The sequence below is a fragment of the Paraburkholderia sp. BL17N1 genome (genome assembly GCF_003634175.1).
Lineage (GTDB): Bacteria > Pseudomonadota > Gammaproteobacteria > Burkholderiales > Burkholderiaceae > Paraburkholderia.
Genome location: NZ_RBIW01000001.1, coordinates 942,582 through 955,585 on the forward strand (window position 1 = coordinate 942,582; position 13,004 = coordinate 955,585).

The window sequence follows — 13,004 nt, forward strand, 5'->3', positions numbered from 1 at the left end:
ATCCCATCAATCACGCAACGCGACGCGAATCCCGATTGCGATGAACGTGGCGCCGGCCAGGCGATCGAGCCACACACCGACACGCGGACGGCGTTTCAGCCAACCGCCGATCATCCCGGCGCACACGCCGAACAGCGAGAACACCACCACGGTCTGCAGCATGAACAGCACGCCGAGTTCGAGCATCTGCAGCGTGACGCTTTGCGTGCCGTGCGGCTGCACGAACTGCGGCAGGAACACCACGAAGAACAACGTCACCTTCGGGTTCAGCAGATTGCCGAGCACACTCTGGCGAAACACCGCCATCAACGGCTGCGGCGGGCGCTCGTGCGCGGTCGCGAGACCCTGGCTGCGCAGCGCCTTGATGCCGATCCAGATCAGATACGCGGCGCCGGCCAGTTTGATGACTTCGAAGGCCACCGGCGACGAGCGCAGCAACGCGGCCACGCCGAGCGCGGCGAGCGTGGTGTGAAACGTGATGCCGGCCGCAAAGCCGAGCGCCGCGACGAGCCCCGCCGCGCGGCCCTGCGAGATGCCGCGCGCGAGCACTTGCAGATTGTCCGGGCCGGGCGCCATGGTAATGGCGATCGATGTGGCGAGAAACAGCAGGAAGTTGGGCATCGTTCTTACCTTCTTGTGACCAGAAAGAAGTTCGCAGCGGCTTTTGGCTGCGAGTGATCAGTGACCGTCGAATCGGGTCACCGTATAAAGCGCGAGGCCGCCCTCGCTGAGCAGCTTCGAACCACCGAGCTCGGGCAGATCGATGATCGCTGCGCCTTCCACGACAACCGCGCCGAGGCGCTCGAGCAGCATCTTGCCGGCCATCATCGTGCCGCCGGTCGCGATCAGATCGTCGATGATCACCACGCGGTCGCCCGGCTTGCAGGCGTCCTCATGAATCTCGACGGTCGCCGTGCCGTATTCGAGCTCATATGATTGCGCGACGCGCTTGTAGGGCAGTTTGCCCGCCTTGCGGATCGGAATGAAGCCGAGGTTCAGTTCATACGCGAGAATCGGCCCGATGATGAAACCGCGCGCGTCCAGCCCGGCAATGTAGTCCAGCTCGGCGTCGATATAACGCTGCACGAACAGGTCGATCAGCACGCGCAACGACTTCGGCTCCTGCAGGAGCGGCGTGATGTCGCGAAACTGCACGCCCGGCTGCGGCCAGTCGGGCACCGTGCGAATGTGGCTTTTGATGTAGTCGGCCGCATCGAGCGGCGCGCTCGCGAGCGCGTTGGACATGATGTCTCCGGATGGACCTCGACAGGTCCGATGAAAAACTAAACGAGCGGCGGCCCGGCAGGCTCACCCAGCCAGGCATGAGCGCAAATTTCAGGCCGCGGCGGCGCCCGCGCGCCGGTGTTTCGAGAGCCGTTCCTCGGCCTCCGCCAACTGTTCGGGCAGACCGCGCAGCACCACGATGTCGCTCGCGCGCAGCTTGGTGGACGGATCCGGCTCGACGCCGCGAATGCCGTGCCGGCGAATCGCCGTCACTTCCACGCCGATCTCGAACAGGCCCAGGTCCGCGAGCGTCCGGCCTACCGCGTCCGCGTTTTCGTCGACCGGCACCGATTGTAGCCGCACCTGTTCGTGGCCGTCGTCGTCGTCCACGTCGTCGGCGCCGTGGAAATAGCCGCGCAGCAGCGCGTAGCGTTCGTCGCGCATTTCCTCGACCCGCCGCACCACGCGCCGCATCGGCACGCCCATCACGACGAGCGTGTGCGACGCGAGCATCAGACTGCCTTCGACGATTTCCGGAATCACCTCGGTCGCGCCCGCTGCCAGCAGTTTTTCCAGATCGGCGTCATCGACAGTACGAACGATCACCGGCAGCGTCGGCTCCAGTTCGTGGATGTTGTGCAGCACGCGCAATGCCGACGGCGTATTCGCATAGGTGATCGCAATCGTTGCCGCCCGATGGATACCGGCTGCAAGCAGCGACTCGCGCCGCCCAGCATCGCCGAACACGACCGATTCACCCGCAGCCGCGGCTGCCGCGACACGATCAGGATCGAGGTCGAGCGCGACGTACGACAAACCTTCATGTTCCAGCATGCGCGCCAGATTCTGCCCAGCCCGGCCATAGCCGCAAATGATCACGTGGCCGCTTTGTTTGAGACTCTGCGTGGCGATGCGCGTCATTTGCAACGACTGCATCATCCATTCGGTCGACGACAACCGCAGCACGATCCGGTCCGCGTTCTGGATCATGAACGGCGCGGCCAGCATCGACAGCAGCATGGCTGCGAGAATCGCCTGCAGCAGGGTGGCGTCGACGAGATGCTTGTCGAGAATCAGATTCAGCAGCACGAAGCCGAACTCGCCCGCTTGCGCGAGGCCGATGCCGGTGCGCATCGCGACGCCCGGCGACGCGCCGAACAGGCGCGACAGGCCCGTCACCATGATCGCTTTCAGCAGAATCGGGCCGACCAGAAAGCCGAGCACGATCAGCGGATGCTCCCAGATCACGCGCGGATTGAGCAGCATGCCGGTGGTAATGAAGAACAGCCCGAGCAGCACGTCGCGAAACGGCTTGATGTCTTCTTCCACCTGATGCCGGTACGGCGTCTCGGCGATCAGCATGCCGGCGATGAACGCGCCGAGCGCGAGCGACAAACCGAACTTGTCCGTGATGAACGCGCAACCCAGCGTCACCAGCAACAGATTGAGAATGAACAGTTCCTGCGAACGGCGCCGCGCCACCACGTTGAACCAGCGCGTCATGAAGCGCTGGCCCACGATCAACAGCAGCGACAACGCCACGACGATCTTGATGGCCGCCACGCCGAGCGAACTGACGAGATCTTCGGAGTTGCCACCCAGCGCAGCGATGACGATGAGCAGCGGCACCACCGCCAGATCCTGGAACAGCAGCACGCCGAAGATATTGCGGCCGTGCTCGGTCTCGATTTCCAATCGCTCCGCCAGCATCTTGCTGACGATCGCCGTCGACGACATGGCGAGCGCGCCGCCCAGTGCGACGCTCGCTTGCCACGTGATGTGCACCCAGCGCTCCAGCACGAAGCCGAGCGAGACCGCCACCGCGATCGTGCCGATCACCTGCAACAGGCCGAGGCCGAACACGAGGCGGCGCATCGAGCGCAGCTTGGCGAGTGAGAACTCCAGCCCGATCGAAAACATCAGGAACACCACGCCGAACTCGGCGAGGTTCTGCGCGCCCGCCGAGTCGGGAATCAGACCGAACGCATGCGGACCGACGACGATGCCCACCGTCAGATAGCCGAGCATCGGCGGAAGATTCAGAAAGCGAAACACCACCACGCCTGCCACCGATGCCAGCAGCAGGAACAGCGTCATTTCGAGGGGGGAAATCATCGGCAAAAACGCATCGGTAAAGCGTCCTCGTTCGTCAGCGGAACCGCGCACGAGAAACGCCGTGCGACAAGGTTGAGGGGCCGTTAAAGGCAGCGATAAAGACAGCGGCTCGGCACAGCAGGCCCGGCGCGGCGAACAGGCGCCTTTGCTATACTTCGCGAATGATAGCGAAAATCAATGGCGACCGGGCACTCGCGCTCGCTCGCGACGTGCTCGACATCGAAGCGGACGCCGTGCGCGCGCTTCGCGATCAACTCGACGATGGTTTTGTCGGGGCGGTCGACTTCATCCTGGGTTGCCGCGGGCGCGTGGTCGTTTCCGGCATCGGCAAATCCGGCCACGTGGCCCGCAAGCTCGCGGCCACGCTCGCCAGCACGGGCACGCCGGCGTTCTTCGTGCATCCCGCTGAAGCCAGCCACGGCGACCTCGGCATGGTCACCGCCGAGGACGTGTTCCTCGCGCTGTCCAATTCCGGTGAAACCGAAGAACTCGTGGCGATCCTCCCGCTCATCAAGCGGCTCGGCGCGAAGCTGATTGCCATGACGGGCCGTCCGTCATCGAGTCTCGCACAACTGGCCGACGTGCACCTGAATTCCGGCGTAGCGAAAGAAGCCTGCCCGATGAATCTTGCGCCCACCGCCAGCACCACCGCCGCGCTCGCGCTGGGCGACGCGCTTGCCGTCGCGGTCCTCGACGCGCGCGGCTTCGGGCGCGACGACTTCGCGCGCTCGCATCCGGGCGGTGCGCTCGGCCGGCGCCTGCTCACTTATGTCCGCGACGTCATGCGTACCGGCGACCAGGTGCCGAAGGTCACGCCCGACGCCACCGTGCGCGACGCGCTGTTTCAGTTGACCGCCAAGCGCATGGGCATGACCGCGATCGTCGATCAGGATGAGCGCGTCGTCGGCATCTTTACCGACGGCGATCTGCGCCGCGTGCTCGAACGCGACGGCGATTTCCGCGAACTGTCGATCGCCTCGGTCATGACCGCCGGCCCGCGCACCATCGGTCCGGATCAACTCGCGGTCGAAGCCGTGGAACTGATGGAGCGCCACCGGATCAATCAGATGCTGGTCGTCGACGAAGCAGGCAAGCTGATCGGCGCACTCAACATGCACGACCTGTTCTCGAAGAAGGTGATCTGATGGCCATTGCTCCGCCCACCGCGACCGAACGCGCAAGCCGCGTCAAGCTGATGATTTTCGACGTCGACGGCGTGCTGACCGACGGCGGCCTGCTGTTCACGGCGGAAGGCGACACGATGAAGGGCTTCCATTCGATGGACGGCCACGGCATGAAGCTGCTGCGCGAAGCCGGCATCGAGACGGCGATCATCACTGGGCGCAAGTCGGGCATCGTCGCGGTACGGGCGAAGGAAATGAACGTCACGCACGTCTATCAGGGCGTGCAGGACAAACCTCAGGCGTTCGCGGACCTGTTGCAGCAAACCGGCCTGAGCGCCGAAGAATGCGGCTACATGGGCGACGACTGGGTCGATCTCGCCGTGATGCTGAAGGTCGGCTTCGCGGCCGCGCCGGCCAACTCGCATCCTGAAGTGATCGCGCGGGCCCATTGGGTCAGCGAGGCACGCGGCGGCCACGGCGCGGCGCGTGAAGTCGTGGATACGCTGCTGCGCGCGCAGCACAAATACGAAGCGCTGCTCGCGGCCGCCTGTAGCGGCGAACAGCGGGGCCTCGTCGGATGAACCAGTTTCGCCTGACGTCACTGATTCCGCTGGTCGCCATGGCTGCGCTCGCCGGTATCACGTGGTGGCTGCTGCAAGCCACCCTGCCCCGGCAGAACGAAGGGGTGGTGCGTCCCAAAGAGCACACGCCGGACTACTTCGCCGACAACTTCTCGGTTTCCGAACTCGATCAGTCGGGCTCGACGCAATACCGGCTGACCGCCCAGTCGCTAATCCATTACGAAGACGACGAGCTGAGCGACCTGGTCAAGCCGGCCATGCGCGCGTTCCAGCCCGGCAAGCCGATCGTCACGGCAACCGGCGACACCGGCAAGGTGAATGGTGATGCGTCGATCGTCGATCTGTACGACAACGCGCGCATCGTGCGGGCGCCCGGCTACGGAGATCCGCAGATGCAAGCGGATTCGCAGCATTTTAGGGTGCTGGTCAACGACGATGTGATCGAGACTGAAAAGCCGGTTAAACTTCAGCGCGGCATGTCGGTGATGACTGCCAGCGGCATGAACTACAACAACGTCACCCGGGTAATGCAGCTGTTCGGCAACGTGAAAGGCAACATCGCCCCGTCCGAAGCAGGCGGCAGCTCGCCCAAGCAACCCGGGTAATCCATTCCAGGCGTGACTGCATGAACGAATCGTTCCCCCGTTTTGATACCGGCCGCCCACGCACCCTGTCCGCGTGGCGCGCCGGACTCGCTGCGCTAATCGTCGCGTTGCCGCTTGCCGGCTTCGCGCCGCTCGCGCACGCCGACCGTGCCGACAAGGACAAGCCGCTGAACATCGAAGCGGACAACATGACTTACGACGACCTGAAGCAGGTCAACATCTTCACAGGCCATGTGGTCGCCACCAAAGGCACGATCGTCATCAAGGCCGACCGTGTCGAAGTGACACAAGACCCGCAGGGCTATCAGTACGCCACCGGCACTTCGAGCGGCGGCAATCTGTCGTACTTCCGCCAGAAGCGCGAAGGCCTCGACGAGTACATTGAAGGCACGGCTGTTCGTATCGACTACGACGGCAAGCAGGATCTAACCACGCTTACCACCAACGCTACCGTGAAGCGCCTGCAAGGCCTCTCCACGGTGATGGACCAGGTGCACGGCAGCGTTGTCACGTACGACGGCCAGAACGACTTCTACACGGCGAAGGCGGGCAAGGACGTCGCCGGCCCGGGCAACCCGACTGGCCGCGTGCGCGCCATGCTGTCGCCGCGCAATGGCGGCGCAGCGCCGCTGAACGGTGCGTCGGCCACGCTTGCGCCGTCCACGACGATCCAGGGAGCCCCGAACCAGTGAGCACCTCAGCGTCCCTCCCCAATCGCAAGCCGGCCGGCACCAGCAGTTCGCTGGTGGTGCGCAACCTGAAGAAGCGTTACGGCTCGCGCACGGTCGTCAAAGACGTGTCGCTCGACGTGAAAAGCGGCGAAGTGGTCGGTCTGCTCGGCCCCAACGGCGCGGGCAAGACCACATCGTTCTATATGATCGTCGGCCTCGTGCCGCTCGACGCGGGCGAGATCGATCTGGACGGCAAGTCGATCAGCCTGCTGCCGATCCATAAGCGCGCTTCGCTGGGTTTGTCGTATCTGCCGCAGGAAGCTTCGGTGTTCCGCAAGCTGAGCGTCGAAGAAAACATTCGCGCGGTGCTGGAATTGCAGCACGAAGACAACGGCGCGCGGCTCAGCAAAGACGCCATCACGAGCCGCACGCAAGCCTTGCTCGACGAGTTGCAGATTGCGCACTTGCGCGAAAATCCGGCGCTCTCGCTGTCGGGCGGCGAGCGTCGCCGGGTCGAGATCGCCCGGGCGCTGGCTACCAATCCGAGCTTTATTCTGCTCGACGAACCGTTTGCGGGCGTCGACCCGATCGCCGTGCTGGAAATTCAGAAGATCGTTAAATTTCTGAAGCAGCGCAATATCGGCGTGCTGATCACCGACCACAACGTGCGTGAAACGCTCGGCATCTGCGATCACGCCTACATCATCAGCGACGGCAGCGTGCTGGCCGCCGGCGCGCCGAGCGAGATCATCGAAAACGAAAGCGTGCGGCGCGTCTATCTGGGCGAGCACTTCCGCATGTAAGCGCATGAGGGATTACCGGCCGTGCGAGCGCGCACCGGCCGGCCTCTCCATGCGGCAACCGCACATCCGCATTTTTGAGCCGGGCCGTCTTGCGCCCGCCGCCGCCCAAAACTGGCGCACGCGTAATTGCGAATGTCGCAAGGTATCGCGGTCGTGGCAAACTCTCTACAATGAATCTCAACTTGCCATGAAAGCCAGCCTCCAACTCCGCCTATCGCAGCATCTTGCGCTGACGCCGCAGCTGCAGCAGTCCATCCGGCTGCTTCAGCTGTCTACGCTCGAACTGCAGCAAGAAGTTGCAATGGCGATCTCGCAGAATCCGCTCCTCGAAAACGAGGACGACTGGATCGCGAGCCCGCTGCGCGTAGCGGCCGACGGCTCGCTGATCGCGCAGGCGCCCAACTCCTCCCCGCCGCCCGACCAGATGGGCGGCAGTACATCGTCCTCGTCCAGCAGCGAGCGCGCCGAGAACGGCGAGCCTCAGGGCGTCGACGAATACAACGGCCTTGCGGGCGACGGCAACGGCGACGCGTCGCAATGGAATCTCGACGACTACGGCCGCTCCGGCAACGCCTCTGACGACGACGACCTGCCGCCGCTGCAAATCCATGAATCGAGCACCTCGCTGCGCGATCACCTGATGGCGCAATTGCGCGTCACCCAGGCAAGCCAGCGCGACCGGGCGCTGATCACCTTCCTGATCGAATCACTCGACGACGACGGCTACCTGGCCGCCACGCTCGAAGAAGTGCTGGCCGATCTGCCCGAAGAGCTCGAAGTCGACCTTGACGAAATGAACGCCGCGCTTGCGCTGCTGCATAGCTTCGACCCGGCCGGGGTCGGCGCGCGTTCCGCGTCGGAATGTCTCAAGCTGCAATTGTTGCGGCTCGATGGCTCGCCTACACGCACGCTCGCGCTCGACATCGTCGCTCACCATCTCGAACTGCTCGCGGCGCGCGATTTCACGCGACTGCGCAAGCATCTGAAGGCCAACGACGACGATCTGCGCGATGCGCACGTGCTGATCCGCTCGCTAGAACCGTTTCCGGGCGCGGCCTATGGCAAGGCCGAAGCGGACTATGTCGTTCCGGACATCATGGTGCGCAAAACGGCACAGGGCTGGCAGGCCGAGCTGAACCCGGAGGTGGTACCGAAGCTGCGGATTAATCATTTGTACGCGAATATTCTGCGCAATAACCGGGGCGATCCGGGCAGTGGTTCGTTGCGCCAGCAACTGCAGGAAGCGCGTTGGCTGATCAAAAATATCCAGCAGCGTTTCGAGACGATTCTGCGCGTGGCGCAGGCAATTGTGGAACGTCAGAAGAGCTTTTTTGTCCACGGCGAAATTGCCATGCGCCCCTTGGTTTTGCGGGAAATTGCTGATACGCTGGGCCTACACGAGTCAACTGTCTCGCGTGTGACAACCGGTAAATACATGCTGACCCCATTCGGGACGCTTGAATTTAAGTACTTCTTCGGATCACACGTTTCGACTGACACGGGCGGCGCGGCGTCTTCAACGGCGATCCGCGCGCTTATCAAGCAACTGATAGGAGCGGAAAACCCGAAATCTCCTCTTTCGGACAGTCGCATAGCCGAACTGCTGGCGGAACAGGGCTTCGTGGTCGCACGGCGTACCGTTGCGAAGTACCGTGAAGCGCTCAAGATCCCGGCAGTCAACCTGCGCAAGTCTCTGTAGCGCGCCCCCAAGCTGTCGCTTCGCACCAGCCCCCCGAGGGGGCAAGACAACTTGGGGCGGCCCGGCGTTTGTCTTGAGCCCGTCGCCTTCCGCGGCGGGCATTTACCGGCCGCTCCGCAGTTGGCGGACAGGCCGGCCGATGCGACCTGCCAGCAGTCAGCCACCGGGGGGCGACTCAGGCAAGCCGACAGATCGACCGGACCTTCGTCATCGTGCGGACCAAGCGGCCATTAGCTTGGAGAAGCACTATGAATCTGCAGATCAGTGGACACCACCTCGAAGTAACGCCTGCGTTGCGCGAATACGTGATCACCAAACTGGATAGGGTGCTAAGACATTTTGATCAGGTCATCGACGGCAGTGTGGTCCTCTCGGTCGACAACCACAAGGAAAAGGAAAAGCGTCAAAAGGTTGAAATCAACCTGCATCTCAAGGGCAAGGACATCTTTGTCGAGAGCTGTGACAGCGACCTGTACGCTGCGATCGATCTGATGATCGACAAGCTTGACCGGCAAGTCATCCGCCATAAGGATCGTCTGCAAGGCCATGCGCATGAGGCGATCAAGTATCAACCGGCGCCGCAACTCGACGTGCCGCCGCAATAAGGGAAACCAGAAGGCGCTTTTCGTTTCTTCATTGGCTCTTCGTCTTCCCTTAACCAGCGAAACCGCCCGGACCCGGGCGGTTTTTTGTTTCCGGACGCTGCTTTTCGCGCGGCGTCGCACCCTGTGCCCTCGCTTCAAAAGAACTCAATACGCATTGATGGCGCGCCGCACCATCCGTGGCTACCCTGTTCTATAATGTTCCGGTTACCATCGGGGTCAGGTAAGCTAAAGCGAAAGTCGGTCGGCCGGAGTCCTGCGCTTTCGGACTCCAACGCATGTCGCCGTGAGCATCGAACGAATGGAACGCCACTCAAACGCCCCAGCGAGGAGAACCCAGGCCACGTTTTCGCCTGTCAACATGAATCGTTTAGCCAAATTTCTTCCCCTCGAGAACGTCGTCGTCGGACTATCGGTCACCAGCAAGAAACGTGTGTTCGAGCAAGCGGGCCTGATCTTCGAGAACCAGAACGGCATCGCCCGTAGCACGGTCACTGACAATCTGTTCGCGCGCGAGCGCCTCGGATCGACTGGCCTTGGTGAAGGCGTGGCGATTCCGCATGGCCGGATCAAAGGCTTGAAGCAGCCGCTCGCCGCGTTCGTCCGTCTTGCCGAACCCATCCCCTTCGAATCGCCCGACGGTCAGCCGGTCTCGTTGCTCATCTTCCTGCTCGTGCCCGAACAGGCCACCCAACAGCACCTCGAAATCCTTTCGGAAATCGCGCAGTTGCTGTCCGATCGCGAAGCCCGCGAGCGTCTGCATACGGAAGAAGACCGCGAATCATTGCATCGCCTGCTCACTCAGTGGCAACCTTGATGCATCGGCGGTTATCCGCACGCCGGTGATCCGCGCAGGTGCGGATACAGTCTGACAACGCAACCGGCCCGCGCTAGCGCGGCCGTTGCTTTGTCCGGCAAGCGGCCCACACTGGAGTCACTGACTCATGGATACGTCCAGCATCAACGCCCAAAGCATTTTCGACGATAACGCGGCCATGCTGAAGCTCAGCTGGCTGACGGGGCATGAAGGCTGGGAGCGCGGCTTTTCTTCGGAATCGGTCGCCAATGCCACGTCGAGCGCCGACCTCGTCGGCCACTTGAACCTGATCCACCCGAACCGGATCCAGGTGCTCGGCGACGCCGAAATCGACTACTACAAGCGCCAAACCGACGAAGACCGCTCGCGCCACATGGCCGAGCTGATTGCGTTGGAACCGCCGTTTCTGGTGGTGGCGGGCGGCGTCGCCGCACCGCCGGAACTGGTCCTGCGCTGCACGCGCTCGTCCACGCCGCTGTTCACCACGCCGATGTCCGCCGCCGCGGTGATCGACAGCCTGCGCCTCTACATGTCGCGCATTCTCGCGCCGCGTGCCACGTTGCACGGCGTGTTTCTCGACATTCTCGGCATGGGCGTGCTGCTCACTGGCGACTCGGGCCTCGGCAAGAGCGAACTCGGGCTGGAACTGATCAGCCGCGGCCACGGTCTCGTTGCCGACGACGCGGTCGATTTCGTGCGCCTCGGTCCCGACTTCGTCGAAGGTCGCTGCCCGCCGCTGCTGCAAAACCTGCTGGAAGTGCGCGGCCTCGGCCTGCTCGACATCAAGACGATTTTCGGTGAAACCGCGGTGCGTCGGAAAATGAAGCTCAAACTGATCGTGCAACTGGTCCGCCGTCCCGATGGCGAATTCCAGCGGCTGCCGCTGGAAAGCCAGACGGTCGACGTGCTCGGCCTGCCGATCAGCAAGGTCACGATTCAAGTGGCGGCCGGCCGCAACCTTGCCGTGCTGGTCGAGGCCGCCGTGCGCAACACGATCCTGCAACTGCGCGGCATCGACACGCTGCGCGACTTCATGGATCGCCAGCGCCTCGCCATGCAAGACCCCGACAGCCAGTTTCCCGGCAAACTGATCTGAGTCCGCAAGACTCGGCCGTATCCGCAGTCAACGGCAGGCCGCGGGTACGCGCGGTAGGACCAGATGCTATGATGAAATGTACGGTTTTGACGACTCCATGCGCATAATCCTGATCACCGGTATATCCGGCTCCGGCAAATCAGTTGCCCTGAACGCGCTTGAAGACGCAGGCTATTACTGCGTCGACAACTTGCCGCCGCGCTTCCTGCCGCAACTGGCCTCCTATCTCGCCGAGGACGGGCAAGACCGCCTCGCGGTCGCGATCGACGCGCGCTCGAGCGCCTCGCTCGATGAAATGCCCGCCATGATCCGCGACCTGTCCCGTGCCCACGACGTGCGCGTGCTTTTCCTCAACGCAAGCACGCAGTCGCTGATTCAACGCTTCTCCGAAACGCGCCGCCGCCATCCGCTGTCCGGTTCCACGTCGCACGACGCCGACGTCGGCCTGCTCACCTCGCTCGCCGAAGCGATCGAACGCGAACGTGAACTCGTGGCGGGTCTGGCGGAGTTCGGCCATCAGATCGACACCAGCAATCTGCGCGCGAACGTGCTGCGTGCTTGGGTCAAGCGCTTCATCGAGCAGAAAGATTCAGGGCTCGTGCTGATGTTCGAGTCGTTCGGTTTCAAACGCGGCGTGCCGCTCGACGCGGATTTCGTGTTCGATGTGCGCACCTTGCCGAACCCGTACTACGATCATGAATTGAGGCCGCTCACGGGCCTCGACAAACCGGTGATCGATTTTCTCGATGCGCTGCCGGTCGTGCACGAAATGATCGACGACATCGAAAAATTTCTCGCCAAGTGGCTCCCGCATTTCCGCGACGACAACCGCAGTTATCTGACCGTCGCGATCGGTTGCACGGGCGGCCAGCACCGCTCGGTATTCATTGCGGAGACGCTCGCCGCGCGTCTCGCAACGTCGGCGAATGTCATTGTGCGGCACCGCGATGCGCCGGTTGAAGCCGGCGAATCATCGAAGTTAGTGGCTTAACCGGCCGCATCGCGCGGCCTCAACTCGAAGCGTTGCGCCATGTCTTCTACTTCTACTGTGCTTGCCGATGTGCCGCTGTTTCCGCTGCATACGGTGCTGTTTCCCGACGGACTGCTGCCGCTGAAGATTTTCGAAGCGCGCTATCTCGACATGGCGCGCGACTGTCTGCGTGAAAAAACGCCGTTCGGTGTATGTCTGCTGAAAAGCGGCGCGGAAGTGGCGCGTGCGGAGGAGCCTTCGGTGCCCGAAGCAATCGGCTGTCTCGCTGAAATCGATGAGTGCGATGTCGAAGCCTTCGGCATGCTGCTGATTCGCGCGCGCGGCACGCGGCGTTTTCGTCTGCTGTCGCATCGCGTCGAATCGAGCGGTTTGCTGGTCGGCATGGCTGAGCCGCTCGGCGAGGACATGCCGCTCGAAGGCAACGAGCAACTCGCCAAATTCGGCGCATGCGCGGAAGTGCTCGAACGGATCATCGCGACGATCCGCGAACGCGATCCGGACAGCCTGCCGTTCGCGGAACCGTTCAGACTCGAAGATCCGTCATGGGTGTCGAACCGTCTAGCCGAAGTGCTGCCGATCGCGCTGCGTGCCCGCCAGAAATTGATGGAATTGCAGGACGCCGGCGCGCGGATCGACGTGGTTCATCACTATATGCAGCAGCATCAATTACTTTGAA

General features: G+C 62.9%; 14 protein-coding genes. 11 read left to right on the plus strand and 3 right to left on the minus strand.

Annotated features, from left to right (window positions below; translation table 11 throughout):
- Positions 1–6: 6 nt before the first annotated feature.
- From B0G82_RS03990 to B0G82_RS04000, 3 genes are all read right to left on the minus strand, one after another.
- A complete protein-coding gene (locus B0G82_RS03990) occupies positions 7–621 on the minus strand; it encodes a LysE family translocator (protein ID WP_116118918.1) in 615 nt (204 codons plus the stop codon).
- Between the two features lie 57 nt (positions 622–678).
- The gene (locus tag B0G82_RS03995; RefSeq protein WP_106282100.1) at positions 679–1,245 is read right to left on the minus strand and encodes an adenine phosphoribosyltransferase; all 567 of its coding nucleotides are present in this window, start codon (positions 1,243–1,245) and stop codon (positions 679–681) included.
- Positions 1,246–1,335: 90 nt separating this feature from the next.
- Complete coding sequence (locus B0G82_RS04000; RefSeq protein ID WP_121308610.1) at positions 1,336–3,339, minus strand: cation:proton antiporter; 2,004 nt, start codon at positions 3,337–3,339, stop codon at positions 1,336–1,338.
- Between the two features lie 161 nt (positions 3,340–3,500).
- Between B0G82_RS04000 and kdsD the strand changes: the two genes are divergently transcribed.
- The 11 genes from kdsD (at position 3,501) to B0G82_RS04055 (ending at position 13,003) form a co-directional block, all read left to right on the plus strand.
- Complete coding sequence (kdsD, locus tag B0G82_RS04005; RefSeq protein WP_121306720.1) at positions 3,501–4,484, plus strand: arabinose 5-phosphate isomerase KdsD; 984 nt, start codon at positions 3,501–3,503, stop codon at positions 4,482–4,484.
- The gene (locus B0G82_RS04010) at positions 4,484–5,044 is read left to right on the plus strand and encodes an HAD family hydrolase (RefSeq protein WP_106282105.1); all 561 of its coding nucleotides are present in this window, start codon (positions 4,484–4,486) and stop codon (positions 5,042–5,044) included. Before kdsD ends, B0G82_RS04010 begins: the two co-directional genes overlap by 1 nt.
- Positions 5,041–5,649, plus strand: a complete 609-nt coding sequence (lptC, locus tag B0G82_RS04015) for an LPS export ABC transporter periplasmic protein LptC (protein WP_012431662.1) — start codon at positions 5,041–5,043, stop codon at positions 5,647–5,649. The genes B0G82_RS04010 and lptC overlap by 4 nt, the downstream gene beginning before the upstream one ends.
- Before the next feature lie 20 nt (positions 5,650–5,669).
- On the plus strand, positions 5,670–6,341 hold the full coding sequence (gene lptA / locus B0G82_RS04020; protein ID WP_106282107.1) for a lipopolysaccharide transport periplasmic protein LptA: 672 nt from the start codon (positions 5,670–5,672) through the stop codon (positions 6,339–6,341).
- Entirely contained in the window at positions 6,338–7,123 is a 786-nt protein-coding gene (lptB, locus tag B0G82_RS04025) for an LPS export ABC transporter ATP-binding protein (RefSeq protein ID WP_121306721.1), read from the plus strand. The genes lptA and lptB overlap by 4 nt, the downstream gene beginning before the upstream one ends.
- 187 nt (positions 7,124–7,310) lie before the next feature.
- Positions 7,311–8,822, plus strand: coding sequence for an RNA polymerase factor sigma-54 (locus B0G82_RS04030; RefSeq protein ID WP_116143022.1), 1,512 nt, complete (start codon positions 7,311–7,313; stop codon positions 8,820–8,822).
- A gap of 248 nt (positions 8,823–9,070) precedes the next feature.
- Entirely contained in the window at positions 9,071–9,427 is a 357-nt protein-coding gene (raiA, locus tag B0G82_RS04035; RefSeq protein WP_106282113.1) for a ribosome-associated translation inhibitor RaiA, read from the plus strand.
- 298 nt (positions 9,428–9,725) lie between these two features.
- Positions 9,726–10,241, plus strand: coding sequence for a PTS sugar transporter subunit IIA (locus tag B0G82_RS04040; protein ID WP_012431657.1), 516 nt, complete (start codon positions 9,726–9,728; stop codon positions 10,239–10,241).
- A 127-nt stretch (positions 10,242–10,368) separates the two neighbouring features.
- Positions 10,369–11,337, plus strand: a complete 969-nt coding sequence (hprK, locus tag B0G82_RS04045; RefSeq protein ID WP_012431656.1) for an HPr(Ser) kinase/phosphatase — start codon at positions 10,369–10,371, stop codon at positions 11,335–11,337.
- A gap of 97 nt (positions 11,338–11,434) precedes the next feature.
- Positions 11,435–12,328, plus strand: coding sequence for an RNase adapter RapZ (rapZ, locus tag B0G82_RS04050; protein ID WP_116148688.1), 894 nt, complete (start codon positions 11,435–11,437; stop codon positions 12,326–12,328).
- 39 nt (positions 12,329–12,367) lie between these two features.
- On the plus strand, positions 12,368–13,003 hold the full coding sequence (locus B0G82_RS04055; RefSeq protein WP_012431654.1) for an LON peptidase substrate-binding domain-containing protein: 636 nt from the start codon (positions 12,368–12,370) through the stop codon (positions 13,001–13,003).
- Position 13,004: the final 1 nt, after the last annotated feature.